Origin of the sequence: Streptomyces sp. NBC_01551, assembly GCF_026339935.1 — a bacterium.
Taxonomy (GTDB): domain Bacteria; phylum Actinomycetota; class Actinomycetes; order Streptomycetales; family Streptomycetaceae; genus Streptomyces.
This window is the reverse complement of record NZ_JAPEPX010000001.1, coordinates 5497186-5521196: the sequence shown is the minus strand read 5'-3', so window position 1 is coordinate 5521196 and position 24011 is coordinate 5497186. Positions and strand designations below refer to the sequence as shown.

Annotated in this window: 21 protein-coding genes; 10 read left to right on the top strand and 11 right to left on the bottom strand. The window is 72.5% G+C overall.

From position 1 onward, the window contains the following. Positions 1 to 3 precede the first annotated feature (3 nt). The 4 genes from OG982_RS24925 (at position 4) to pssA (ending at position 3432) form a co-directional block, all read left to right on the top strand. A complete protein-coding gene (locus OG982_RS24925; RefSeq protein WP_030155134.1) occupies positions 4 to 516 on the top strand; it encodes a MaoC family dehydratase in 513 nt (170 codons plus the stop codon). A 2-nt stretch (positions 517 to 518) separates the two neighbouring features. After that, positions 519 to 1724: an acyl-CoA dehydrogenase family protein gene (locus OG982_RS24920; RefSeq protein ID WP_030868030.1), complete on the top strand. Its 1206-nt coding sequence runs from the start codon at positions 519 to 521 to the stop codon at positions 1722 to 1724. A gap of 186 nt (positions 1725 to 1910) precedes the next feature. Then, on the top strand, positions 1911 to 2567 hold the full coding sequence (locus OG982_RS24915; protein ID WP_008737909.1) for a phosphatidylserine decarboxylase: 657 nt from the start codon (positions 1911 to 1913) through the stop codon (positions 2565 to 2567). Between the two features lie 82 nt (positions 2568 to 2649). Beyond that, positions 2650 to 3432 carry a CDP-diacylglycerol--serine O-phosphatidyltransferase gene (gene pssA, locus OG982_RS24910; protein WP_266791729.1) on the top strand — a complete coding sequence of 261 codons (783 nt, stop codon included), beginning with the start codon at positions 2650 to 2652 and terminating at the stop codon, positions 3430 to 3432. A 270-nt stretch (positions 3433 to 3702) separates the two neighbouring features. Here pssA and OG982_RS24905 read toward each other — a convergent pair whose 3' ends face one another. Next, complete coding sequence (locus tag OG982_RS24905) at positions 3703 to 4851, bottom strand: glycerate kinase (RefSeq protein ID WP_266783000.1); 1149 nt, start codon at positions 4849 to 4851, stop codon at positions 3703 to 3705. Positions 4852 to 4994: 143 nt separating this feature from the next. Between OG982_RS24905 and OG982_RS24900 the strand changes: the two genes are divergently transcribed. From OG982_RS24900 to OG982_RS24890, 3 genes are read left to right on the top strand one after another with little or no spacing between them, the layout of a single operon-like run. Beyond that, complete coding sequence (locus OG982_RS24900; protein WP_266783002.1) at positions 4995 to 6653, top strand: BCCT family transporter; 1659 nt, start codon at positions 4995 to 4997, stop codon at positions 6651 to 6653. 9 nt (positions 6654 to 6662) lie between these two features. Then, on the top strand, positions 6663 to 7160 hold the full coding sequence (locus tag OG982_RS24895; protein WP_266783004.1) for an NUDIX hydrolase: 498 nt from the start codon (positions 6663 to 6665) through the stop codon (positions 7158 to 7160). A 44-nt stretch (positions 7161 to 7204) separates the two neighbouring features. Further along, on the top strand, positions 7205 to 7633 hold the full coding sequence (locus tag OG982_RS24890; protein ID WP_266783006.1) for a hypothetical protein: 429 nt from the start codon (positions 7205 to 7207) through the stop codon (positions 7631 to 7633). A 30-nt stretch (positions 7634 to 7663) separates the two neighbouring features. On the opposite strand, the gene OG982_RS24885 is transcribed toward OG982_RS24890, so the two are convergent. The 3 genes from OG982_RS24885 to OG982_RS24875 form a co-directional block, all read right to left on the bottom strand. Beyond that, entirely contained in the window at positions 7664 to 8167 is a 504-nt protein-coding gene (locus OG982_RS24885) for a methylated-DNA--[protein]-cysteine S-methyltransferase (RefSeq protein ID WP_266783008.1), read from the bottom strand. A 15-nt stretch (positions 8168 to 8182) separates the two neighbouring features. Further along, positions 8183 to 9667: an AlkA N-terminal domain-containing protein gene (locus tag OG982_RS24880; RefSeq protein ID WP_266783010.1), complete on the bottom strand. Its 1485-nt coding sequence runs from the start codon at positions 9665 to 9667 to the stop codon at positions 8183 to 8185. A 94-nt stretch (positions 9668 to 9761) separates the two neighbouring features. After that, entirely contained in the window at positions 9762 to 10370 is a 609-nt protein-coding gene (locus OG982_RS24875; protein ID WP_266783012.1) for a cysteine hydrolase family protein, read from the bottom strand. 109 nt (positions 10371 to 10479) lie between these two features. Between OG982_RS24875 and OG982_RS24870 the strand changes: the two genes are divergently transcribed. Next, positions 10480 to 11478 carry a GlxA family transcriptional regulator gene (locus tag OG982_RS24870; protein ID WP_266783014.1) on the top strand — a complete coding sequence of 333 codons (999 nt, stop codon included), beginning with the start codon at positions 10480 to 10482 and terminating at the stop codon, positions 11476 to 11478. Positions 11479 to 11505: 27 nt separating this feature from the next. After that, positions 11506 to 14301 carry a SpoIIE family protein phosphatase gene (locus OG982_RS24865; RefSeq protein ID WP_266783016.1) on the top strand — a complete coding sequence of 932 codons (2796 nt, stop codon included), beginning with the start codon at positions 11506 to 11508 and terminating at the stop codon, positions 14299 to 14301. 12 nt (positions 14302 to 14313) lie between these two features. Here OG982_RS24865 and OG982_RS24860 read toward each other — a convergent pair whose 3' ends face one another. Further along, positions 14314 to 16401, bottom strand: coding sequence for a SpoIIE family protein phosphatase (locus tag OG982_RS24860; RefSeq protein WP_266783018.1), 2088 nt, complete (start codon positions 16399 to 16401; stop codon positions 14314 to 14316). A 152-nt stretch (positions 16402 to 16553) separates the two neighbouring features. Here OG982_RS24860 and OG982_RS24855 point away from each other — a divergent pair, with 152 nt between their 5' ends. After that, positions 16554 to 17066, top strand: a complete 513-nt coding sequence (locus OG982_RS24855) for an O-acetyl-ADP-ribose deacetylase (protein WP_266783020.1) — start codon at positions 16554 to 16556, stop codon at positions 17064 to 17066. A 40-nt stretch (positions 17067 to 17106) separates the two neighbouring features. Here the strand turns inward: OG982_RS24855 and OG982_RS24850 are convergent, their stop codons facing one another. The 6 genes from OG982_RS24850 to hydA form a co-directional block, all read right to left on the bottom strand. Next, positions 17107 to 17496 (bottom strand): VOC family protein, encoded by a 390-nt coding sequence (locus tag OG982_RS24850; protein ID WP_266783022.1) that lies wholly within the window; start codon positions 17494 to 17496, stop codon positions 17107 to 17109. Positions 17497 to 17570: 74 nt separating this feature from the next. Then, positions 17571 to 18986, bottom strand: a complete 1416-nt coding sequence (locus tag OG982_RS24845) for an NAD(P)/FAD-dependent oxidoreductase (RefSeq protein WP_266783024.1) — start codon at positions 18984 to 18986, stop codon at positions 17571 to 17573. A 98-nt stretch (positions 18987 to 19084) separates the two neighbouring features. Then, positions 19085 to 19909, bottom strand: coding sequence for an inositol monophosphatase (locus OG982_RS24840; protein WP_266783026.1), 825 nt, complete (start codon positions 19907 to 19909; stop codon positions 19085 to 19087). 97 nt (positions 19910 to 20006) lie between these two features. Then, a complete protein-coding gene (locus OG982_RS24835; protein WP_266949252.1) occupies positions 20007 to 21509 on the bottom strand; it encodes an NCS1 family nucleobase:cation symporter-1 in 1503 nt (500 codons plus the stop codon). Positions 21510 to 21543: 34 nt separating this feature from the next. Then, the gene (locus OG982_RS24830) at positions 21544 to 22545 is read right to left on the bottom strand and encodes a TIGR03842 family LLM class F420-dependent oxidoreductase (protein WP_266783155.1); all 1002 of its coding nucleotides are present in this window, start codon (positions 22543 to 22545) and stop codon (positions 21544 to 21546) included. 52 nt (positions 22546 to 22597) lie between these two features. Next, positions 22598 to 23998, bottom strand: coding sequence for a dihydropyrimidinase (gene hydA, locus OG982_RS24825; protein WP_266783157.1), 1401 nt, complete (start codon positions 23996 to 23998; stop codon positions 22598 to 22600). Positions 23999 to 24011 lie beyond the last annotated feature (13 nt).

Sequence of the window (24011 nt, the reverse complement as noted above, 5' to 3'; positions counted from 1 at the left end):
CCCATGCAGTTCGGACGCACGTACGAAGAGTTCGAGGTCGGGGCGGTCTACAAGCACTGGCCCGGAAAGACGGTCACCGAGTACGACGACCACCTCTTCTGTCTGCTGACCATGAACCACCACCCGCTCCACATGGACAGCAACTACGCGGAGAACACCACCGACTTCGGCAAGAACGTGGTCGTGGGCAACTACATCTACTCCCTGCTGCTGGGCATGTCGGTGCCGGACGTCTCCGGGAAGGCCATCGCCAACCTGGAGATCGAGTCCCTGCGGCACGTGGCGCCGACCTTCCACGGCGACACCATCTACGGCGAGACCACGGTCCTCGACAAGACGCCGTCGAAGTCGAAGAACGACCGCGGCATCGTCTACGTGGAGACCAAGGGCTACAAGCAGGACGGCACCCTCGTCTGCGTCTTCCGGCGCAAGGTGATGGTCCCGACCGAGACGTACATCAAGGAGCGCGGCGGCGAGCAGCCCGGCCGCCCGCAGCTGAAGGAACAGGGGAAGTAGCCATGGCCCGACTCGCCCAGACCGCCGGGCTCACCGACGTCCAGCGGGAGATCCTCAAGACCGTCCGGGAGTTCGTCGACAAGGAGATCATCCCGGTCGCGACCGAGCTCGAACACCGCGACGAGTACCCGCAGCAGATCGTCGACGGCCTCAAGGAACTCGGCCTCTTCGGCCTGATGATTCCGGAGGAGTACGGCGGCCTGGGTGAGTCGCTGCTCACCTACGCCCTGTGCGTCGAGGAGATAGCGCGTGGCTGGATGTCCGTCTCGGGCATCATCAACACCCACTTCATCGTGGCGTACATGCTCAAGCAGCACGGCACGCAGGAGCAGAAGGACCACTTCCTCCCGCGCATGGCGCTCGGCGAGGTGCGCGGCGCGTTCTCCATGTCCGAGCCGGGGCTGGGCTCGGACGTGTCGGCCATCACGTCCAAGGCGGTGAAGGACGGCGACGAGTACGTCCTGAACGGCCAGAAGATGTGGCTGACGAACGGCGGATCCTCGACCCTGGTGGCCGTCCTGGTCCGAAGTGACGAAGGACACCCCGAGGGCACGGCGCCCCACAAGTCGATGACGACCTTCCTCGTCGAGAAGGAGCCGGGCTTCGGTGAGGTCCGTCCGGGTCTGACCATCCCGGGCAAGATCGACAAGATGGGCTACAAGGGCGTCGACACGACCGAGCTCATCATGGACGGACTGCGCATTCCGGCCAATCGGGTCCTCGGAGGCCAGACCGGCCGAGGGTTTTACCAAATGATGGACGGCGTCGAGGTCGGCCGCGTCAACGTGGCGGCCCGTGGCTGTGGTGTCGCTCAGCGTGCTTTCGAGCTCGGTGTCTCCTATGCCCAGCAACGTCACACTTTCGGCAAGGCGATCGCCGAGCACCAGGCCATCCAGTTCAAGCTGGCCGAGATGGCTACCAAGGTCGAAGCCGCCCATGCGATGATGGTCAATGCAGCACGCAAAAAGGACTCCGGGGAACGAAACGACCTCGAAGCAGGGATGGCGAAGTACCTCGCCTCCGAGTACTGCAAGGAGGTGGTGGAGGACGCCTTCCGCATCCACGGCGGCTACGGATTCTCGAAGGAGTACGAGATCGAGCGCCTGTACCGGGAGGCCCCGATGCTGCTGATCGGTGAAGGTACCGCCGAGATCCAGAAAATGATCATTGGGCGACGCCTGCTCGAGGAGTACCGACTCCAGGGCTGAATGTACCTTTTGCGGCGAATCTTTCCGAGATTCGTCGCAAAAGAGTCACTAGCAGTCACTGGCTGACGGCCATCGACTCGGCTTCTGGCTTGCCCAGTTGTTGCGTGCAACCGATAGCATTCCAGTAAAGCCGCCGTCCCGTCCCCCCGTTTGCGGCGCGGCAATCACCCGCTACGAAGGTCATCCATGCCCCACAGCCAAACCTCTGCACCTCGCGTCGGCTTCCTGAACGGACGTCTCGCACGCGGAGCATCGCCGTGGCTCCTGCCGACCGTCGCCACCGCGGCGCTCAGCCTCACCCGGGCCCGCAAGTCCGGACGCTGGGCCGCGGCGGCCGTGCCCGCCACCGCTCTCGCGGCGGGCATGCTGTGGTTCTTCCGCGACCCCGAGCGTGAGATCACCCAGGGCCGTGTCATCTCGCCCGCCGACGGTGTGGTGCAGAGCATCATGCCGTGGAAGGACGGGCGCACGCGCGTCGCGATCTTCATGAGCCCTCTGAACGTCCACGTCAACCGCGCGCCCCTGGCCGGCACGGTGACGTCCGTGGAGCACATCCCCGGCGGGTTCGTCCCGGCGTTCAACAAGGAGAGCGAGAACAACGAGCGCGTTGTCTGGCACTTCGACACCGAGCTCGGTGACATCGAGATGGTGCAGATCGCCGGCGCCGTCGCGCGACGCATCGTCCCCTACCTGCCGGCCGGCACCAAGGTGGAGCAGGGCGAACGCATCGGTCTGATCCGCTTCGGCTCCCGCGTCGACATCTACCTCCCCGAGGGTGTCGAGGTCGCGGTCGAGGTCGGACAGGCCACCACCGCGGGGGTGACCCGAATTGACCGTGACTGACCCTGAGACTCCCGCCACGCCCTCGACCCCCTCGAAGGGCTGGGTTCCCGAGCCCGCCGAGGAGGAGTCGCCCGAGGACGACATGCCGCTGTCGCTGCGGCTGTCGATAGCGGACACGCTCACCCTCGGTAACGCCACCTGCGGATTCATGGCGGTGTACTTCACCACCACCGGGATCCTCATCCCGCACCTCACCGGCAGCGGCGAGTCGGGCATGGCCCGGCACAGCGCGGCGACCGCGGTGATACTGATGCTGCTCGCGGCGGTCTTCGACCTCTTCGACGGCATCGTCGCCCGGAAGCTGCGCAGCTCGCCGATGGGCGCGGAGCTGGACAACCTGTCCGACCTGATCAGCTTCGGTCTGGCGCCGGCGTACTTCGTGCTGGTCTACGGCATGGTCGCCGACGACGCGCACCAGAAGATGTCGGCACTGGCGGCGATCGTGGTCTTGCTGGCGGTAGTCCTGCGCCTCGCGAGATTCAGCTGCGTGACGATGAAGGACGGCATGTTCCAGGGCATGCCGAGCCCCTTCGGCGCGCTGACGGTCGTCTCGATCGTGCTGCTGGAGCTGAAGTTCATCCCGACCCTGCTGGCGATCATCGGCGTCGCGTGGCTGATGGTGAGCCGGGTCGAGTACCCGAAGCCGCGGGGTGTCCTCGCGGTGGCGATGCTGAGCTGGATCGTCGGGGCCATGGGGCTGCTCGCGGCCTGGGCGTTCGACGCGCCGGGCGGCCAGCTGCTGCTCCAGACGGGCTGCGCGCTGCAGATCGCCCTGGCGGCGACGATCCCGCTGTTCGCGACGACGCGCCGCGCGAACACGTTCCGCCACAACCGCCGCGAGGCGCGGGCAGCCCAGCTGCCTTAACGCCGGCCGCTGCTTGGAAAGGGCCCCCGCTGCCGTAGAGGCAACGGGGGCCTTTTCGCGTGCCGGGGCACTGACGTACCCGGGGACCGGGCAGGAACCATGCGGGCCGGCGCCGGCCCTTCGGCCTGGTACAGGCCCGTGGGCCGCGGGGGGCCGTGCGGTCGCGGAGGCCCCGGCAGGGGCCTCCGGGCCGCGGCAAGAGCCTGCCGGGGGCACGGCAGGGGATGGGTGAGGCCCGGCTGTCCCTGGGGGGCCGGGCCTCGGGTGGGGTCAGAGGATGTCGGCGGCGATGTTGGCCGCGACGCGTTCCAGCAGTGGGCCCGCGTTCGCGATGCACTTCGCCGGGTCCGGCTCGATCTCGGTCAGCGGGTACGCCCGGCGGATGCCCGCCGCCCGGAGCGCCTCCGGCTGGAGGAGGAGCCGCCCGCACACCGCGACGACCTCCTTGCCCGCCGCCCGCGCCGCGGCCGCGACACCGGCCGGGGCCTTGCCGTGCAGGGTCTGCTCGTCCAGCGACCCCTCACCGGTGATCACCAGCGTGGCCCGCTCCAGCGCCGGCGCGAAGCCCAGCACGTCCAGCATCAGCTCGATGCCGGGGCGGAACGAGGCGCCGAGCAGCAGCGCACCGTAGCCGATGCCGCCCGCGCCGCCCGCGCCCGGGGACGCCGCCAGCTCGGTGGCCTTCGGACCGATCGCCTTCTCCAGCACCACCGCGAAGTGCGCGAGCGCCGCGTCCAGCGTCGCCACGTCCTGCGGCGACGCCCCCTTCTGCGGGCCGTAGACCGCCGGCGCGCCCTTCGGGCCCGTCAGCGGGTTGTCCACGTCGCTCGCCAGGACGAACTCGACCTCCGCGAAGCGCGGGTCGACCCCGGACAGGTCCGCCGACGCCAGCCCGGCCAGCGCGCCGCCGCCCGGACCGACCGGCTCGCCCGACCCGTCCAGGAACACCGCTCCGAGCGCGGCCAGCATCCCCGCGCCGCCGTCGGTGGTGGCGCTGCCGCCCACGCCGAACACGATCGAGCGCGCACCCGCGTCCAGCGCGGCCTTCAGCAGCTCGCCGGAGCCGTACGTGGTCGCCGTCAGCGGGGCGAAGACGCCCGCCGGCAGCAGCTGGAGCCCGGAGGCCTCCGCCATCTCGACCACCGCGGTGCCGTCGCGCAGCGCGAACGCCGCCGTCACCTGGTCGCCGAGCGGCCCGGTGACCCGGACCTCCCGGCGCTCGAACCCGGCCGCGACGGCGGCCGCGACCGTACCGTCGCCGCCGTCCGCAACGGGGAGGGTCTCGATCTCCACGCCCGGTACGGCCCGGCGGAGCCCGGCCGTCACCCGCTCCGCGACCTGAACGGCCGTGAGCGAGCCCTTGAATTTGTCCGCGGCGATGAGCACGCGCGCGGTCTCAGTTACTGCTCCGTCCGTCACCTTGCTAATCCCTTGCTATCGAACAGTGCAGTCGCGCCACCATGAGCCTATCCGGAGGATCCTCCTATGCCCATGCGTGGCCCGGGTCACACCCGGCGCGCCATGCCCCTAAATCGGGATATACGCCTGCATAGTGTGGCCGCATGAGTACGGAATCACTGGACCAGCCGCCTCCCGAACCCCCGGGTGACGGCGCCCCCGACCGCAGCGTCGTCGCCATCGGAGTGATCGCCGTACTCGCCGTCGTCGCCTGGGCCGCGCTCGCCAAGGGCTCCTTCGACACCGCGTCCGCCGCCGCCCTCGCCTGGGTGCTCGACAACTTCGCCTGGCTGTTCGTGATCGCCGCCGACGTGTTCCTCGTCATGTGCGTCGTCCTCGCCATCAGCCGCTTCGGCCGGATCCGGCTCGGCGCCGACGACTCCGAGCCCGAGTTCACCAACCTCGCGTGGATCGCGATGATGTTCAGCGCCGGCATGGGCATCGGCCTGATGTTCTACGGGGTCGGCGAGCCCCTCACCCACTACCTGAACCCGCCGCCCGCCTCCGGGGCCGCCCCCGGCACCGGGGCCGCGGCCCAGGCGGCCCTCGACTACTCCTTCTTCCACTGGACCCTGACCCCCTGGGCCATCTACGGCATCGCCGGCCTCGCCCTCGCCTACGCGACGTTCCGCAAGGGCCGCGGCAACCGCCTCAGCTCCGCCTTCGTCCCGCTGATGGGCCAGGAGCGGGCCGACGGCTGGCCCGGCAGGGCCGTCGACCTGCTCGCCGTCTTCGCGACCGTCTTCGGCACCGCCACCAGCCTCGGCCTCGGCGCGCTCCAGGTCACCGAGGGCCTCAGCATCACCGCCGGGGTCGAGGACTCCACGGCCGTCGAGCTGATCATCATCGCCTCGCTCTCCGCCGCCTTCGTGCTCTCGGCCTTCTCCGGCCTCCACAAGGGCGTCAAATGGCTCAGCACCGTCAACATCGTGCTCGCCGGCGCCCTCGCGCTCTTCGTCTTCCTGCTCGGCCCGACCGTCTACATCCTCGACGTGATCCCGGCGAGCGTCGGCAGCTACCTGCACGAACTGCTGCCCATGGCCACCCGTACCGGCGCCTTCACCGACAGCGCCTGGCTCGGTGCGTGGACGATCTTCTACTGGGCCTGGTGGCTCTCCTGGGCCCCCTTCGTCGGCACCTTCATCGCCCGCATCTCCCACGGTCGCACCATCCGCGAGTTCCTGATCGGCGTCCTGCTGGTCCCCAGCGGTGCCACCGTGGTGTGGTTCTGCGTCATGGGTGGCACCGCCATCCGCCTCGACTCCACCGGCGTCGCCGACCTCGCCGTCAAGGTCAAGGACGGCGCCGAGGCCTCGCTCTTCGCGATGCTCGACGCGCTCCCGCTGGGCACCGTCACCTCGTACGTGGCCATGGCCCTGGTCATGACCTACTTCGTCACCAGCGCCGACTCGGCCTCGCTCGTCATGGGCTCGCTCACCAGCCGCGGCTCCCTGAACCCGCCCACCTGGCTCGTCGTCACCTGGGGCATCCTGATGGCCGCGGTGGCCGCCGTGCTCCTGGTCGCCGGCGGCCTGAAGTCCCTCCAGACCGCCACCATCCTGGTCGCGCTGCCCTTCGTCATCGTCATGCTGCTGCTGTGCTGGGCGCTGGTCAGCGAACTGCGCCAGGACCCCGGCGCCGGCCCGGCCCGCCACCACCCGCTGCACGGCATGCGCGACGCGGTCAAGGCGATGGTCGGCGACGCCCTCACCGAGCAGGCCCGGGCACCCCGCGGCCGGAAGCCGTCAGGCCCGCCTGGGTAGGGTTGCGGAGTGACCACCACGGATGACTACGCCACGTACATCGCGAGCCTGCCCCGGGTGCTGGCCGGCGCCGCCGCGCTCTACCTCGACGCCGCGGGCCGGGTGCTGCTCGTCGAGCCCAACTACCGCGAGGGCTGGGCCCTGCCGGGCGGCACGATCGAGTCCGACCAGGGCGAGTCCCCCCGTACGGCGGCCCGCCGCGAGAGCGCCGAGGAGATCGGCCTCGACCTCCCCCTCGGCCGGCTCCTCGCCGTCGACTGGGTGCTCGGCAGCGCCCGCCCGCCGCTGGTCGCGTACGTCTACGACGGCGGCGTACTGGACGAGGCGCAGCTCGCCGCCATCAAGCTCCAGGACGAGGAACTGATCTCCTGGCGGATGGTCGAGCCCGCCGAGCTCACCGCCTACCTGCCGGGGGCGCTCGGCCTGCGCACCGCGCAGGCGTACCGGGTCCTGAAGTCCGGCGAGGGCACCGCGGAACTGGAGAACGGCCGCCCCGCCCACACGTAGGCCCGGCTGTACGGCACACATCGAGAGCAGGACAGAATCAGCACATGATCACCATGTACGCCTGGCCCAGCACCGCCGACGGGCCCGACGCCCTGCCCATGGTCCACTTCACGACCGAAGAACAGGCTGGCGGTGAGGTCACCCCGGAGGGCATGCCGGTCTGGCTCTTCGACACCGCCATCCGCGAGGGCGGCTGGGCCCAGTTCAACGACTTCGACGGCTGGTCCGCGCCGGCCCCCGGCTGGCGGGCCCTGTACCGCCGCGAGGACGACTTCCTCGCCGTCACCGGCCCCGGTGCCTGCGAAGGCTGGTACGAGGGCAACCTCGGCGCCGACGAGGACTGGGTGAAGGCCGCCACCACGCAGCAGAGCCTGGTCCTGCTCGCCGCGCCGGTCCAGCACCCGTCGCTGTACGCGTACGCGGTGGAGGCCGGCGCGGGGTTCGCCCTGCTGGTGCCGCTGATGGTGGTCTAGGCGGTCTGGCCGCCCGGCCCGGCCGGGCCCTCAGGCCCGGCCGGCGGCCTCGAACTCCAGCAGCCGGACCTTGCGGTCGATGCCGCCGCCGTAGCCGGTCATGCCGCCCGAGGCGCCGATCACGCGGTGGCACGGGACGATGATGCCGACCGGGTTCTTCCCGTTGGCCAGGCCCACCGCCCGCGAGGCGTTCGGCTTGCCGAGCTTGGCCGCGAGCTCCCCGTACGACCAGGTCTCGCCGTACGGGATGCGCACCAGCTGCTCCCACACGCTGCGCTGGAACTGCGTTCCCTCCAGCCGGACGGGGACGGTGAACTCGGTCAGCTCGCCGGCGAAGTACGAGCCCAGCTGCCGTACCACTTCCGGGAACGGCTCCTCGGTGGCCGCGACCCGCTCGCCGAAGGACTCCTCGGCCGGGCGGTGGCGCTGGCCGGTCATGTAGAGGCCGCACAGGAGGCCGTCCGAGGCGACCAGGGTGAGCGGCCCGTAGGGGCTGTCGACGACGGTGTGCCGCTTGTGCTGCGTGCTGTTCATGGCGGGTCGTACTCCTCAGACGGGCAGGTGGTTGATGGGGTGGCCGTCGGTGGCCCACAGGTACTGCACGGCGTACGCGCGCCAGGGCCGCCAGAGCGCCGCCCGGGCCGTCAGCGCGGCCGGGGTGGAGGGCAGTCCGAGTTCCTTGGCGGCCTTGCGGACACCCAGGTCGGACGCCAGGAACGCGTCCGGGTCGCCGAGCGCGCGCATCGCGATGACCTCGGTGGTCCACGGGCCGAACCCCGGCAGGGCGTTCAGCCGGGCGCGGGCGTCCTCCCAGTCGCTGTCGATGCCGAGCGGCAGTGACCCGTCGGCCAGCGCCGTGACCAGGGTGGTCAGCGTGGCGCGGCGGCTGCGCGGCAGGGCCAGCGCCTGCGGGTCCAGCGCGGCGAGCGCCTGCGGCGAGGGGAACAGGTGGGTCAGCCCGCCCTCGGGGTCGGGGTCGGCCACCGGTTCGCCGTACGCGGTGACCAGCCGGGCCGCGTGGGTCCGGGCGGCGGCCGTGGACACCTGCTGGCCGAGCACGGCGCGTACGGCGAACTCCGCCGCGTCGACGGTACGGGGAACCCGGCGCCCGGGGGCCTTGTCCACGAGCGGGGCCAGCAGGGGATCGGAGCGCAGCTGCCCGTCCACCGCCTCCGGGTCGGCGTCCAGGTCGAGCATCCAGCGGCAGCGGCTGATGGCGATGGTCAGGTCGCGCAGGTCGGTCAGGGCCAGCTGGCAGCCGATGTGATCGGGCATCGGGGTGAGCGCGACGACGCCCGTGCCGTACGGGAGCCGCAGGGTCCGGCGGTACGCGCCGGCCCGCCACTCCTCGACGCCGGGGACGGCGGTCGCGGCGAGGTGCCCGAAGAGGTTGTCGGGGTTGAGCGGGGCCCGGTAGGGCAGCCGCAGCGCTATGGTCCCGGGCACCCGGGGCTGCTGGTGCCGGTGCGCCTTCGCGGCGCGTTGGCGCAGCTCCCCGGGGGCGAGGGCGAACACCTCGCGGACGGTGTCGTTGAAGGTGCGGATGGAGGAGAACCCGGCGGCGAAGGCGACGTCTCCCATCGGGAGCCCGGAGGTCTCGATGAGCAGCCGGGCGGTCTGGGCGCGCTGCGCACGGGCCAGGGCGAGGGGCCCGGCGCCGAGCTCGGCGTTCAGCTGCCGCTCGACCTGGCGGGTGGAGTACCCCAGCCGCGCCGCCAGGCCGGGGACGCCCTCGCGGTCGACGACGCCGTCCTGGATGAGCCGCATGGCCCGGGCGACGGCGTCGGCGCGGGCGTTCCACTCGGGGGACCCGGGGGAGGTGTCGGGCCGGCACCGCTTGCAGGCCCGGAACCCGGCCTGCTGGCAGGCGGCGGCGCTGGGGAGGAACGTCATGTTCTCGACCTTGGGCGGCACCGCGGGGCAGCTGGGCCGGCAGTAGATCCCGGTGGTCCGCACGGCGGTGAAGAACCACCCGTCGAACCGTGCGTCCTTCGACTGCACGGCCCGTACGCAGCGGTCGGTGTCGGTGTACATGGCTCCAGGATCCCGGCCGGATCCCCCCGGGGCTGGCGGTTTTCCGACATCAAGCCTAGCGCCGGGCGGGGGGTGGCGCCGGGGATCGGCCGTCTCAGACGCCTGCGGGGCCGGGGGCGGCGGCCAGCAGGTCGGCCGTGGTGACGACGCGGGCGAAGCCGCCGCCCTGGAGGTTGACGGCGGTGGCGGTGGCCAGTTGGTCCGCGGTCAGGGCGGGGCCCGCGGGGCCGGCCGTCAGGTCGAAGGTGTGGGTGGCGTCCAGCGGGACGAGGACCTCGTAGCCCAGGTTTCCGGCCATCCGGGCGGTGGTCTCGACGCACATGTTGGTCTGGATCCCGGCCACCACCAGCTGGCCGATGCCCCGGGCGGTGAGCCAGTCGGCCAGGTCCGGGGTGCCGTAGAAGGAGGAGTTGACGGTCTTGTCGACCAGCAGGACCGCCCGCCCGGCCCGCTCCTCGACGAAGTCCTTGAAGGCGTGGCCGGGGTGCTCCGGCGCCAGTACGGAGCCGGGGCGCAGCGAGGAGTGCCGTACGAGGACCAGCGGCCGGCCGGTCTCCTGCCAGGCGTCCATGAGGGCGGCGATGTTGGCCTCCGCCTCGGGGTTGTTGCGGGGCCCCCAGAACGAGGGGTCGTCGAAGCCCTTCTGTACGTCGATGACCAGCAGGGCGGCGTTCTCGGCGAGGTGGAATCCGGTGTTCGTCATGGCTTCATGCTGTCCGGCGCGGGGGCTGCCCGACAGCGGCTCCGGCGACGGCGATCGATGGGATCCTGCCAGCCTGGCAGGATCGGCGCCGACCGCGCACACTGGCCTCATGCACCGCGTCGCCATCGTCGTCCAGCCCGGGATCCGCAGCTTCGACCTCGCCGTGATCACAGAGGTCTGGGGCCCCGACCGCCGACGGCTCGGGGTGCCGGCCTTCGAGCTGCGCCGCTGCGCCCTGGACGGCGGGCCGATCGCGCTGCCCGGCGGGCTCACGCTGGAGCCCGACCGGGGGCTCGACTGGCTCGCCGGGGCCGATCTGGTCGTCGTACCGGCGCTGGCCGAGCCCTCGGACCCCACGCCCGAGCCGGTCCTCGCCGCCCTGCGCGGCGCGCACGCCCGGGGGGTGCCGGTGGCCGCGCTGTGCGCCGGGGCGTTCGTCCTCGCCGAGGCGGGGCTGCTGGAGGGCCGCCGGGCGGTGACGCACTGGTCGCTGGCCCCGCTGCTCGCCGCCCGCCACCCCGGGGTGCTCGTGGAGGACGCCCCGCTGTACGTGGCGGACGACGGGCTGTGGACCTCCGCCGGGGTGGCCTCCGGGATCGACCTCTGCCTGCACCTGGTCCGCGAGGCCCACGGCGCGGAGGCCGCCGCCGCGATCGCCCGCTCGATGGTGACGGGCCCCTTCCGCACCGGTGACCACGCCCAGTACCTGGACCGGCCCACCCCGGCCGCCGACCGGACCGCCGAGGTCCTGGCCGCCGTACGGGAGCGGGCGCTGCTGCGGCTGCACGAGCCGCTCGACGTGCCGACCCTGGCCGGCTGGGCCGGGATGTCGCCGCGCAGCTTCGCCCGGCACTTCGCGGCCGCCACCGGCACCACCCCGCACCGGTGGCTGCTGAACCACCGGCTCGACGCGGCCCGCCGGCTCCTGGAGCGCACCGACCACCCGGTCACCGAGGTGGCCCGGCGGGCCGGGTTCGCGAGCGAGGTAACCTTCCGCCAGCATTTCACCGCGTACGTCGGCCTCGGCCCGCGCGCGTACCGCGCGGCGGCCACCGCCACCCCGGCGCCTGCCACCAGGGCGATGCCTGATCGGCACGCCATCCCCTAACCTCCCCGACAGTGTTAGAAATGGCTCATGACAGGACGTTTTGGCCGACCGAGGGGATCACCGGCATCACCGCCCCCCAAGTCGGCCGGGCAGCGGGCGTTCCCGCCCGCTCGCCTGTCACGCGCGCCGCACAGCGTCGCCGGTCAGGTGTTCGCCCTCCAGGCCGTCATCGTGCTCGTGCTGATCGCCGCCGCCACGCTGGCCCTCGTCTACCAAGCGCGCTTCAACAGCGAGCGCGACGCCCGCAACCGCTCGCTCGCCGCCGCCGAGGCGTTCGCGCACGCCCCGGGCCTCCCGCAGGCGCTGAAGGCGCCCAATCCGACCACCGAGCTCCAGCCGCTCACCGAGGCCGCCCGCCTGGGCTCCGGCGTGGACTTCATCGCCGTCATGACCACCGACGGGATCCGCTACACCGACGCCCGGCCCAACCTGATCGGCCGGCGCGCCACCGGCGACCTGTCCCGGGCCGTGCGCGGAGAGGCCTTCACCGAGGTGTTCAAGGGCACCCCGAGCGACGCGGTCCGCGCGGTGGTCCCCGTCCAGGACAAGAACGGCAACGTCGTCGGCCTGGTCGGCACCGGCATCGAGATCGAGAACGTCTCCGACGTGGTCCGCAAGCAGCTGCCGCTGCTGCTCGGGGCCGCGGCCGGGGCGCTGGTGCTCGGCACCGGCGGCGCCTTCCTGGTCAGCCGGCGGCTGCGGCGCCAGACCCGGGGCCTCGGCGAGGCCGAGATGACCCGGATGAACGAGCACCACGAGGCGGTCCTGCACGCCGTGCGCGAGGGCGTGCTCATCATCGACGCGGAACGCCGGCTGCTGCTGGCCAACGACGAGGGGCGGAGGCTGCTGGACCTGCCGGCGGACGCCGAGGGGCGGCACGTCGGCGAACTCGGGCTCGACCCGCGCACCGCCGCGCTGCTGGCGTCCGGGCGGGTCGCGACGGACGAGGTCCACCTGGCGAACAACAGGCTGCTCGCAGTGAACGTACGCCCCACCAAGCAGTACGCGGGCATGCCCTCGGGCAGCGTGATGACCCTGCGCGACACCACCGAGCTCGCCTCGCTCTCCGGCCGCGCCGAGGTGGCCCGGGGCCGGCTCCAGCTGCTGTACGAGGCCGGGGTGAGCATCGGGACGACCCTGGACGTGGTGCGCACCGCCGAGGAGCTGTCGGAGGTCGCGGTGCCGCGGTTCGCGGACTTCGTCACCGTGGAGCTGCTGGAGCCGGTGCTGCACGGCGAGGAGCCCTCGGTCGCCAACGGCGTGTACACGGAGATGCGCCGGGCGGCGATGACCGGGATCCGCACCGACCAGCCGCTCCAGCCGGTAGGCGACGTCATCCGGTTCGTGGTGCCGACCGCGCCGATGTCGGCGGCGCTGGACGCCGGGCGGGCGGTGCTCGCGGCCGATCTGAACGAGGCGTTCGGCTGGCGGGCCCAGGACCACGAGGGCACCCGGATCGCCCTGGACTACGGGCTGCACTCGCTGATCTCCGTACCGCTCCAGGCGCGCGGGGTGGTCCTCGGAATGGCGAACTTCTGGCGGGCGGACACCCCGGAGGCCTTCGACGAGGAGGACCTCTCGTTCGCGGAGGAGCTGGGGGCGCGGGCCGCCGTCTCCATCGACAACGCCCGCCGCTACACGCGCGAGCACGCCACCGCGGTGGCGCTCCAGCGGAGCCTGCTGCCGCGGGTGCTGCCGGACCTGAGCGCCGTGGACGTCGCGTTCCGGTACCTGCCGGCGAAGGCCGGGGTGGGCGGGGACTGGTTCGACGTGATCCCGCTGCCGGGCGCCCGGGTGGCGCTGGTCGTCGGGGACGTCGTCGGCCACGGGGTGCACGCGGCGGCGACGATGGGCCGGCTGCGCACTGCGGTGCACAACTTCTCCACGCTGGACCTGCCGCCGGACGAGCTGCTGGGGCACCTGGACGAGCTGATCGACCGGATCGACCAGAACGAGAGTGCCGCCGGCGCCGAGGGCCGCGGGGAGCAGTCCGGTGTCACGGGCGCCACCTGCCTGTACGCGGTCTACGACCCGGTCTCCGGGCGCTGCACGATGGCCAGCGCCGGGCATCCGGGGCCCGCCCTGGTGCACCCGGACGGGCGCGTGGAGTTCCCCGAGCTGCCCGCCGGGCTGCCGCTGGGGGTGGGCGGGATGCCGTTCGAGAAGGCCGAGCTGTCGCTGCCGGAGCGGAGCCGGCTCGTGCTGTTCACCGACGGCCTGCTGGAGGACCGCGACCGGGACTTCGACACCGGTCAGGCGCTGCTGCGCCGGACGCTGGAGCAGCCCGGCCGCAGCCCCGACCAGGCGTGCGCGGACGTGCTGGCTGCGCTGCTGTTCCCGGCGCCGAGCGACGACATCGCCCTGCTGGTCGCCGACACCCGGCGGCTGGAGCCGGACCGGATCGCGGAGTGGGAGGTGCCCGGCGACCCGTCGGCGGTCTCGCGGGTGCGCAACGCGGGCTCGGCGCAGCTCACCGCGTGGGGGCTGGAGGACATCGCCTTCACCACCGAGCTCATCCTCAGCGAGCTCATCACCAACGCGATCCGGTACGGGAACGCGCCGGTCCGGGTGCGTCTGCTGCGGGACCGCACCCTGATCTGCGAGGTCTCCGACGGCAGCAGCACCTCCCCGCACCTGCGGTACGCGGCCACCACCGACGAGGGCGGGCGCGGGCTGTTCCTCGTCGCGCAGTACGCGGACCGGTGGGGCACCCGCTACACCGAGCGCGGCAAGGTCATCTGGGCCGAGGTCCCGCTGACCGGGGGCTCGGATCCGGCGGCCACCGCGCTGGACCTGGACGCCCTGGAGGACCTGGCCTGGTGAGCGGGGCGCTCCTCAGGGGGTGCCCGGGGCGCGGACGCCCACCGTGCGGGCCAGCAGCACGGCCACGTCGTCCTGCGGGGCGCCGGGCAGCAGCCGTTCCAGGATGCCGTCGCACAGGGTCTCCAGGGGCTGCCCGGACTCCAGCAGCGCCGCCGCGAGCTGTTCCATTCCCGCGTCGAGGTCCCGGTCGCGGGCCTCGATCAGGCCGTCGGTGTACAGCGCGAGCAGGCTTCCGGGCGGCAGCCGCACCTCCTCGGTGCGGAAGTGGTGGCCGCCCGTGCCGAGCGGGGTCCCGGGCGGGCCGTCGAGGAAGGTGATCTCCCCGTCGGCGGTGACGACGGCGGGCGGCGGGTGGCCGGCCCGGGCGATGACGCAGCTGCCGGACACCGGGTCGTGGACGGCGTAGACGCAGGTGGCCATCTCGTCCTCGCCCAGGTCCGCGACGACGGCGTCGAGGGAGCGCAGCATCTGCGCGGGCGGCACGTCGTGGCGGGCGAGGGTCCGTACCGCCGTGCGCAGCTGGCCCATGACGGCCGCCGCGTGGATGCCGTGGCCCATGACGTCGCCGATGACCAGTCCGGTGCGGCCGCTGGGCAGCTGGATGACGTCGAACCAGTCGCCGCCGACGTCGTGCTCGCTGGCGGGCAGGTAGCGGCCGGTCAGTTCGAGGCCGGTGACCTTGGGCAGGGCGCTGTTGGTGAGGCTGCGCTGGAGGGTGAGGGCCGCCGCCCGCTGGGTGGTGTACAGCCGGGCGTTGTCGATGTTGAGCGCGGCGCGGGCCACCAGCTCGTCGATGAGGACGTAGTCCTGCTCGTCGAAGGGCTCCCGCTCGCGCAGCCGGGTCACGGCGACCGCGCCGAGCACCCGCCCGCGCGCCACGAGCGGGACCATCCGGGCCGAGCCGAGCGTGGCGAGGTAGTCGCGCAGGGCGCCCGCGCGGGGGTCGGTGATCAGCGCCGGGATGTCGGAGACGTACAGGTTCATGGGCAGGCCGTCGGCGATGACCCGCTCGTACACCGTGCCCACCGGGATCTGGAAGGTCTGCCCGGGGGCCAGCTTGGCGGTGGGCGCGGCCGGGTCGGGGAACACGGCCGCGAGCCGGCGCAGCACGCCCCGGCCGGCGCCCGCGGCGGCCGCGAGGCTGTCGTCGGGGTCGAGCACCGCCTCCAGCAGCTGGACGTCGGCCGAGTCCGCGAGCTGCGGCACCAGCACGTCCACGATCTCCTCGGCGGTCTGCCGCAGGTCCAGGGTGGTCCCGATGCGGGTGCCCGCCTCGGCCAGCAGGGCGAACCGGCGCTGCGCCCGCTCGGCCTCCGCCTGCGCCCGCTGGCCCTCGGTGATGTCGATGAGGGAGGCGATCAGGCCGAGCCGCCGCCCGGCGGCGTCGAGCAGCGGGGCGTACGAGCAGGACCAGGTCCGGTCGTGGTCGGGGTCGGCGGGGGTGCGGCCGGTGCGGCGGACGTCGACGACGGGGGTCCCCCGGTCCAGGACCTGCCGCATCGTGGCCTCCAGCGCGACGGCGTTGACGCCGGGCACCACCTCGGTGAGGCGTTTGCCGAGGTGTTCGGCGGCGGAGACGCCGTTCATCCGGGCGAGCGCGTCGTTGACCCGCAGGAAGCGCAGGTCGGGGCCGAGGGTGGCGAGGCCGATGGGCGACTGCGTGAACAGGCTCTGGAGGGTGGCGAGGGAGTCCCGCATGTGGAGGACCTCGGAGGTCTCCACGGCGATGAGCAGGGCTCCCGTGCGCCCCTGCGGGTCGGTGGCCGGGACGATCCACATCTCCATCCGCACCCGGTGCCCGTCGCGGTGGCGTACGGGCAGGGTGCCGACGACGCTCTCCCCCGCCTGCACGCGCCGGGTCAGGTCGTCGGCGAGCTCTTGGTTGGCCTCGGGGACGAGTACGGAGGTGCCGACGCGGCCGATGATGTCCTCGGGGCGGTGCCCGAGGAGGTCCTGGGCGGCCAGCGACCACTCGACGACGCGCCCTTCGGCGTCCTCCCGCCACAGGGCGATCGGGAGCAGCTCGCGGAGCACGCCCGCGTACCCGACAGCCGCCACCGGCTGATCCGGGACCTCGCTCGTCGACTGGTAAGTGTCCAATGCACCGACCTCACCCCGGGGGGCCTGATTCCTTCCGATTCACCCTAGCCGAGGCACCAGTGACCGGCGCTGTTTCGGACGGCGCCCCGTCGGACGGCCGGGCGCACTAGCGTGGGGTGCCCGTGATCGACACGACTGCGAAGGAAGCCCCGATGCCCCGTATCACCCTCGTCCTCGGCGACATCACCGGCGAGGAGGCGGACGCGGTGGTCAACGCCGCGAACTCCTCGCTGCTCGGCGGCGGGGGCGTGGACGGAGCCATCCACCGGCGGGGCGGGCCGCAGATCCTGGAGGCCTGCCGGGCGCTGCGCGCCTCCCAGTACGGCAAGGGCCTGGCGACGGGCCGGGCGGTCGCGACCACGGCGGGCCGGCTCCCGGCGCGGTGGGTCATCCACACGGTGGGCCCGGTGTGGTCGCGCGAGGAAGACCGCTCGGCGCTGCTCGCCTCCTGCTACCGCGAGTCGCTGCGGGTGGCCGACGAGCTGGGCGCCCGTACGGTGGCCTTCCCGGCGATCTCCACGGGCGTGTACGGCTGGCCGATGGACGACGGCGCTCGGATCGCGCTGGAAACGGTCGGCGCGGCGGCCACGGACGTCGAGGAGGTCCGCTTCGTCCTCTTCGACAAGGCGGCGTACGACGTCTTCGCGGAGCGCGTGGGCCGGTAGGGCCGCCAGTGCCCCGCCGGTGGGCCGCCAATGGGCCGCTCTACGCCTTGGTGTCCCGGAGCACGGACAGGATGTTGCCCGCCGGGTCCTTGAACCAGGCGATGGCGGGCCCGGGCGGGTCCTCGCGGACGATGCCCTTGGCGTCCTGGTCGAATCCGTCGTAGAACTCGAAGGTCACGCCGCGCGCGGCGAGGCCGTCGACGGCCTGGTCGATGTCGTCGACGGGGAAGTTCAGGACGGTGAAGGTCGCGGGCTCGTGGTTGTCCTTGGGATAGAGCATCAGGTCGGTGCCCCCGGCGAGGTGCACGACCAGGATGCCCATCGCGTCGTCCACGGCGACGTCCAGCCCGAGCGTCTGACCGTAGAACTCCTTGGCGCCCTCGATGCTGTCCACCGAGTAGCCGCTGAATCCCTTGCTCTTTCCCAGCATGGTGACCGCCTTCCGTACCCCCTCCCCCATCGTCCCCCTGGCGGCGCGGCGACGCATCGGCCGGCCGACAGGGCCTAGCGCGCCCGCAGGTGCCGCCACACCGCCTTCGCGGCGTTGTGGCCCGACATGCCGTGCACGCCCGGGCCCGGCGGGGTGGCCGAGGAGCACAGGAACACCGCCGGGTGGGCCGTCGAGTACGGGAACGGGCTGATCTTGGGCCGCAGCAGCAGCTGGAGCCCCGAGGCGGCGCCGCAGGCGATGTCCCCGCCGACGTAGTTGGGGTTGCGGGCGGCCAGCTCCGGCGGGCCGGCCGTGGCGCGGGCGAGCACCAGGTCGCGGAAACCCGGGGCGAAGCGCTCCAGCTGGCGCTCGACGGCGTCGGTGAGGTCGCCGTCCCAGCCGGCCGGGACGTGCCCGTACGCCCAGAACACGTGCTTTCCCTCGGGCGCCCGGCCGGGGTCGACCAGGCTGGGCTGCGCGGTGATGAGGAAGGGGTTGCGGGGCGCCCGCCCGCTGGTGGCCAGTTGCAGGGCGGCGTCGATGTCGGCGGCGCGCGGGCCGATCTGGACGGTGCCGGCCCGGCGGGGCGCCTCGGCGGTCCAGGGCACGGGGCCGGACAGGGCGTAGTCGATCTTGAACACTCCGGCGCCGTACCGGTAGCCGTCGTACGCGCGGCCCAGCCGGGCGATCCGGGCCAGCGCGGTCGGCGAGGTGTCGAAGACGTACGCGCGGGCCGGCGGGAGGTCGTCGAGGCGCTTGACCTCGAATCCGGTGTGGATCGTCCCGCCGAGGTCGCGCAGGTACCCGGCGAGGGCGTCGGAGACGGACTGCGAGCCGCCGCGCGGCATCGGCCAGCCGTTCGCGTGCGCGGCGAGCGCGAAGACCAGGCCGACGGCGCCGGTGGCGATCCCGCCGAGCGGGGCGATGACGTGCGCGACGAGCCCGGCGAAGAGGGAGCGCGCCCGGTCCTCCTGGAAGCGGCGCAGCAGCCAGGTGGAGGGCGGCAGCCCGGTGAGGCCGAAGCGGGCGAGCGTGAGCGGGTCGCGGGGCAGCGCCGTGGACGGCAGCGACATGAAGTCGCGGGCCAGGGTGTCCCATTTGCCGAGGAACGGCGCCACCAGCCGCCGGTACGCGCCCGCGTCGCGCGCCCCGAAGGAGGCGGCGGTCTCGGCGACGGAGCGGGAGAGGACGGCGGCCGTGCCGTCGTCGAAGGGGTGCGCCATGGGCAGCGGCGCGTGCAGCCACTCCAGGCCGTACCGCCCCAGCGGCATCGTCGCGAAGACCGGGGAGCCGATGCCGAGCGGGTGCACCGCCGAGCAGGGGTCGTGCCGGAAGCCGGGGAGGGTCAGTTCCTCGGTGCGGGCCCCGCCGCCGACGGTGTCGGCCGCCTCGAACACGGCCACCGAGAAGCCCCGCCGGGCCAGTTCGACCGCGGCCGTCAGGCCGTTGGGCCCCGCCCCCACCACGACCGCATCGAGAATCGACGGCACCTTGCGACTCCTTCGTCCGGCAGCGGCATCGGGTCCAGGATATTGGGCCCGCTCCCGGATCCCTACGGTCGATCCCCGCGGCCGGTCGCCACGGTCGCTCACTCGCCCCGCAGGAGCCCGCGGATCCGCACCGTCGTGGCCTCGTCCCGGCCCACCGCGAACGGCAGGTCGTTGTCCCGGTCCACCCGGAACGGGACCCCGCCGACGGTGCTCTGCGCGCCGCCCGCCTCGCCGACCAGGAGCAGCCCGGCCGCGTGGTCCCACGCCGAGGGCCAGGTGAAGGCCAGGCCGTCCATCTCGCCCCGCGCCACCTTGAGGTATTCGAGGCCGGCCGAGCCGCAGGGGCGGGGCGCGACGCCGTTCACCTCCAGGCGGGCCAGGATCTCCTTGTCCTCGGCACTGGTGTAGAAGTGGTGGGCGATCGCCACGCGCAGTTCGGCGCCCGGCTCGGGCGAACCGCTGTGGATCCGCTCGCCGTTGACGTACGCGCCCTGCCCGCGGACGGCCGTCGCCAGCTCGTCCAGTGCCGGGGCGAAGGTCCAGGAGGCGAGGATCTCGCCGCGCTGCGCCAGCGCCACCAGGGTGCAGAAGTTCGGATCGCCGGCCACGAACTGGCGGGTGCCGTCGACCGGGTCCACGATCCACACCGGGGCGTCGGCGCGCAGCGCCCCGTACACGTTCGGGTCGGCGTGCACGGCCTCCTCGCCGACGACGGCCGAGCCGGGCAGCAGCCGGGTGAGGGCGGCGGTGAGGTGCTCCTCCGCCTTGCGGTCGGCGACGGTCACCAGATCGTGCGGGCCGCTCTTCTCGTCGACCTCGTGGTCGGCGAGCTGGCGGAACCGGGGCATGATCTCGACCGCCGCCGCCTTGCGGACGGCCTCTTCCACGTCGGACAGGTCACGGGCCAGGAATTCATCGATCATGTCCCCAGCAAAGCACGCGGGACGGACAATCCCCACCGCCCGTGACCGACGGGCGGCCGCACACCGGATGGACCGCCGGTGAACGCGCCCGCGCCCCTCAGGCCGCCCTCCGCCGCTCCGCGCGCATGAGGAGCGTGTAGAGCGCCATGGACGAGGCCAGCCCCACCGCCCAGCCGTAGTCCGCCAGCGGCCGCAGGAAGGGGATGAGCCCCTCCTCGGGGAACGGCCCCTCGCCGGGCGCCGAGTGCGATCCCCCGATGGCCAGGACGCCGCCGACCACGAAGGCCGCCAGCGCCTTGGGGTTCCAGCCGCCCCGGTACCAGTACGGCCCGCCCTCCCGGTAGAGGTCGGGCAGCGACAGCCGGGTGCGCCGCACGATCCAGTAGTCGGCGATGAGGATGCCCGCGACGGTGCCCAGCAGCCCGCCGACCAGACCGAGCCAGGTGAAGATGTACAGCTCGGGGGTGGAGGTCAGCTTCCACGGCATGATCAGCACCCCGACCACGCCCGTGATCATCGCCCCGGTGCGGAAGTTGATCAGGCGCGGGGCCAGGTTGGCCAGGTCGTACGCCGGGGAGACCACGTTCGCCGCGATGTTCACCGAGATCGTCGCGACGAGCACCGTCACCAGGGCGTAGAGCAGCCCGAAGACGCTGTCCACCTTGGCGACCAGCTCCACCGGGTCCCAGATCGGCGTGCCGTACACCGCCTGCGACCCGGAGGTGACGAACACCGACAGCAGCGCGAAGAGGGTCATCGTGGTCGGCAGGCCCAGCGTCTGTCCGAGGATCTGGGAGCGCTGGCCGGCGCCGAAGCGGGTGAAGTCCGGGATGTTGAGCGAGAGGGTGGACCAGAAGGCGATCATCCCCATCAGCGACGGGAAGAAGACCGGCCAGAATTCCGCTCCCCAGCCGAGCTCGGACGGCTGGTCGAGGAGTTCGCCGAAGCCGCCCGCCTTCAGCCCGATCCACACGAAGAGCGCGAGCGCGCCGACGATGACGAACGGCGCGGCCCAGTTCTCGAAGCGCCGCAGGGTCTCCATCCCCCGGTAGATGATGGCGAGTTCGAGGGCCCAGAAGAGGAGGAAGCACAGCCACAGCGGCCAGGGCTGCCCGGCGATCTTCCCCGCGTCGCTCCAGCCGCCGAAGATCTCGCCGAGCAGGACGTAGATCCCCGAGCCGCCGATCCAGGTCTGGATCCCGAACCAGGCGCAGGCCACGGCCGCCCGGATCAGCGCGGCCAGGTTGGCGCCGCGCACCCCGAACGAGGCCCGGGCCAGCACCGGGAACGGGATCCCGTACTTGGGACCCGCGTGCCCGGTGAGCAGCATCGGCGCCAGCACGATGACGTTGGCGAGGGCGATGGTGAAGACTGCCTGTTTCCAGTCCATCCCCAGGGCCACCAGCCCGGAGGCGAGCAGCCAGGAGGGGATGTTGTGCGCCATGCCGACCCACAGGGCCGCGAAGTTGTACGTCGTCCAGCGCCTGGCCTCGACCGGTACGGGGAGCAGGTCGGCGTTGGCGAAGCGATCGTCCGAGGGGACTTCGCCTGGCGCGAGTTCCACTCGGTCCCGGCTCTCGCCGGCTGTGCGGTCCGTCATGAGCGCACCCCTTCGCGTCGGGTGGGGATCGGGGTCAGGATCTGAGGGCCGGGATCACGTGCTGCCCGTAGGCGTCGATCGTGGCCTCCTTCGCGTCGTGCATGTCGTAGACCGCGAACTGGTGGACGCCGAGGTCGCGCAGGACGCGGAGCTTGTCGATGTGGGCCTCGGGCGGGCCCAGCAGGCAGAAGCGGTCGACGATCTCGTCCGGGACGAAGTCCGCGGACGGGTTCCCGGCGCGGCCGTGGTGGCTGTAGTCGTAGCCCTGGCGGGCCTTGATGTACTCGGTGAGGGCGTCCGGGACCAGGCCGGAGTGCTCTCCGTAGCGGGAGACGAGGTCGGCGACGTGGTTGCCGACCATCCCGCCGAACCAGCGGCACTGGTCGCGGGCGTGGGCGAGGTCGTCGCCCACGTACGCAGGCGCCGCGACGCAGATGGTGATCGCGTCCGGGTCGCGGCCGGCCGCCGCGGCGGCCTCCCGGACCGACTTGACCATCCACTCGGTGAGGAAGGGGTCGGCGAGCTGGAGGATGAACCCGTCGGCCTTCTCCCCGGCCAGGGCGAGGGCCTTGGGCCCGTACGCCGCCATCCAGACGGGCAGCTTCCCGTCCTTGACCCACGGCAGCCGCAGCGCGTTGCCGTCGACGAGGGCCTCCCGGCCCTCCGCCAGGTCGCGGATGACCCCGATGGCCTCGCCGAGGCGGGCCAGGGTGTTGGGCTTGCGCCCGGCGACCCGCATCGCCGAGTCGCCGCGGCCGATCCCGCACACGGTGCGGTTGCCGTACATGTCGTTGAGGGTGGCGAAGGTGGAGGCGGTGACCTCCCAGGTGCGGGTGCCCGGGTTGGTGACCATGGGGCCGACGTGCAGCTTCTGCGTGTTGGCGAGGATCTGGCTGTAGATGACGAAGGGCTCTTGCCACAGCACGGCCGAGTCGAAGGTCCAGCCGTAGCGGAACCCGTTGCGCTCGGCGCGCTTCATGAGGCTGACCACCCCGGAGGCGGGGGGGTCGGTTTGCAGGACGAGGCCGAAATCCATGGCGGCTCCTTGCTCCTTGCTCTGTGCTCCTTGCTGCGGTGGCTCTCGGCCCTTACAGGTACTGGCAGGTGGAGCGGGCGACGAAGACGCCGTGGCCGGCCCGGCCGGTGTACTCGCGCCGGTCGACGACGAGTTCGCCGCGCGAGAGAACGGTGTCGACGCGTCCGGTGATCCGCTTGCCCTCGTACGCCGAGTAGTCCACGTTCATGTGGTGCGTCTCGGCGGAGATGACCTGCTCGGCGTGCGGATCGTAGAGGACGATGTCGGCGTCGGCGCCCGGCGCGATGGTGCCCTTCTGCGGGTAGAGGCCGAACATCCGGGCCGGGCTTGCGCAGGCGATCTCGATCCAGCGGCGGCGGCTGATGTGCCCGTCCAGGACGGCCTGGTGCAGGAGGTCCATCCGGTTCTCCACGCCCGGCAGCCCGTTCGGGATCTTCGAGAAGTCGCCGCGGCCGAGCTCCTTCTGGCCGCGGAAGCAGAAGGGGCAGTGGTCGGTGGAGACCACCTGGAGGTCGTTGGTCCGCAGGCCCCGCCAGAGCGCGGCCTGGTGTTCCCTGGGCCGCAGCGGGGTGGAGCAGACGTACTTGGCGCCCTGGAAGTCGGGCTCCGCGAGGTTGTCGGTGGACAGGAACAGGTACTGCGGGCAGGTCTCGCCGAAGACCGGCAGGCCCTTGTCGCGGGCGGCGGCGAGCTCGGCCACCGCCTCCTCGGCCGAGACGTGGACGACGTACAGCGGGGAGCCGGCCACCCGGGCGAGCTGGATGGCCCGGTGGGTGGCCTCGGCTTCGAGGAGGACCTTGCGGACCTCGCCGTGGTGGCGGGGGTCGGTCTCGCCGCGGGCCAGGGCCTGCTCGACGAGGACGTCGATCGCGATGCCGTTCTCGGCGTGCATCATGATCAGCCCGCCGTTGCCGGAGGCCCGCTGCATGGCGCGCAGGATCTGCCCGTCGTCGCTGTAGAAGACGCCGGGGTAGGCCATGAACAGCTTGAAGGAGGTGATCCCCTCCCCCACCAGGTGGTCCATCTCCTTCAGGGTCCCCTCGTTGACGTCCGAGAGGATCATGTGGAAGGCGTAGTCGATGGCGCAGTTGCCGTCGGCCTTGGCGTACCAGGTGTCGAGCCCCTGGCGCAGGGCCTGGCCCATGCTCTGCACGGCGAAGTCGACGATGGTGGTGGTGCCGCCCCAGGCGGCGGCCCGGGTGCCCGTCTCGAAGGTGTCGGAGGCGGCGGTGCCGCCGAAGGGCAGCTCCATGTGGGTGTGCGCGTCGACGCCGCCGGGGATGACGTACTTCCCGCTCGCGTCGATCGTACGGTCGGCCGTCCAGGCCTCGGCGGCCGCCGAGCCGTGGGCCGCGAGGGCGGCGACGCGGCCGTCCTCGATCAGCACGTCGGCGTGGAGTTCGTCGGCGGCCGTGATGACGAGACCGCCGCGGATGAGGGTGCGTGGGCTCATGGAGTACGTCTCC

Bases quoted from the DNA above. Each gene is read 5' to 3' on its own strand.
- OG982_RS24925 (WP_030155134.1), top strand. From the start codon at position 4: ATGCAGTTCGGACGCACGTACGAAGAGTTCGAGGTCGGGGCGGTCTAC.
- OG982_RS24920 (WP_030868030.1), top strand. From the start codon at position 519: ATGGCCCGACTCGCCCAGACCGCCGGGCTCACCGACGTCCAGCGGGAG.
- OG982_RS24915 (WP_008737909.1), top strand. From the start codon at position 1,911: ATGCCCCACAGCCAAACCTCTGCACCTCGCGTCGGCTTCCTGAACGGA.
- pssA (WP_266791729.1), top strand. From the start codon at position 2,650: ATGCCGCTGTCGCTGCGGCTGTCGATAGCGGACACGCTCACCCTCGGT.
- OG982_RS24900 (WP_266783002.1), top strand. From the start codon at position 4,995: ATGAGTACGGAATCACTGGACCAGCCGCCTCCCGAACCCCCGGGTGAC.
- OG982_RS24890 (WP_266783006.1), top strand. From the start codon at position 7,205: ATGATCACCATGTACGCCTGGCCCAGCACCGCCGACGGGCCCGACGCC.
- OG982_RS24885 (WP_266783008.1), bottom strand. From the start codon at position 8,167: ATGAACAGCACGCAGCACAAGCGGCACACCGTCGTCGACAGCCCCTAC.
- OG982_RS24880 (WP_266783010.1), bottom strand. From the start codon at position 9,667: ATGTACACCGACACCGACCGCTGCGTACGGGCCGTGCAGTCGAAGGAC.
- OG982_RS24875 (WP_266783012.1), bottom strand. From the start codon at position 10,370: ATGACGAACACCGGATTCCACCTCGCCGAGAACGCCGCCCTGCTGGTC.
- OG982_RS24870 (WP_266783014.1), top strand. From the start codon at position 10,480: ATGCACCGCGTCGCCATCGTCGTCCAGCCCGGGATCCGCAGCTTCGAC.
- OG982_RS24865 (WP_266783016.1), top strand. From the start codon at position 11,506: ATGACAGGACGTTTTGGCCGACCGAGGGGATCACCGGCATCACCGCCC.
- OG982_RS24855 (WP_266783020.1), top strand. From the start codon at position 16,554: ATGCCCCGTATCACCCTCGTCCTCGGCGACATCACCGGCGAGGAGGCG.
- OG982_RS24850 (WP_266783022.1), bottom strand. From the start codon at position 17,496: ATGCTGGGAAAGAGCAAGGGATTCAGCGGCTACTCGGTGGACAGCATC.
- OG982_RS24840 (WP_266783026.1), bottom strand. From the start codon at position 19,909: ATGATCGATGAATTCCTGGCCCGTGACCTGTCCGACGTGGAAGAGGCC.
- OG982_RS24835 (WP_266949252.1), bottom strand. From the start codon at position 21,509: ATGACGGACCGCACAGCCGGCGAGAGCCGGGACCGAGTGGAACTCGCG.
- OG982_RS24830 (WP_266783155.1), bottom strand. From the start codon at position 22,545: ATGGATTTCGGCCTCGTCCTGCAAACCGACCCCCCCGCCTCCGGGGTG.
- hydA (WP_266783157.1), bottom strand. From the start codon at position 23,998: ATGAGCCCACGCACCCTCATCCGCGGCGGTCTCGTCATCACGGCCGCC.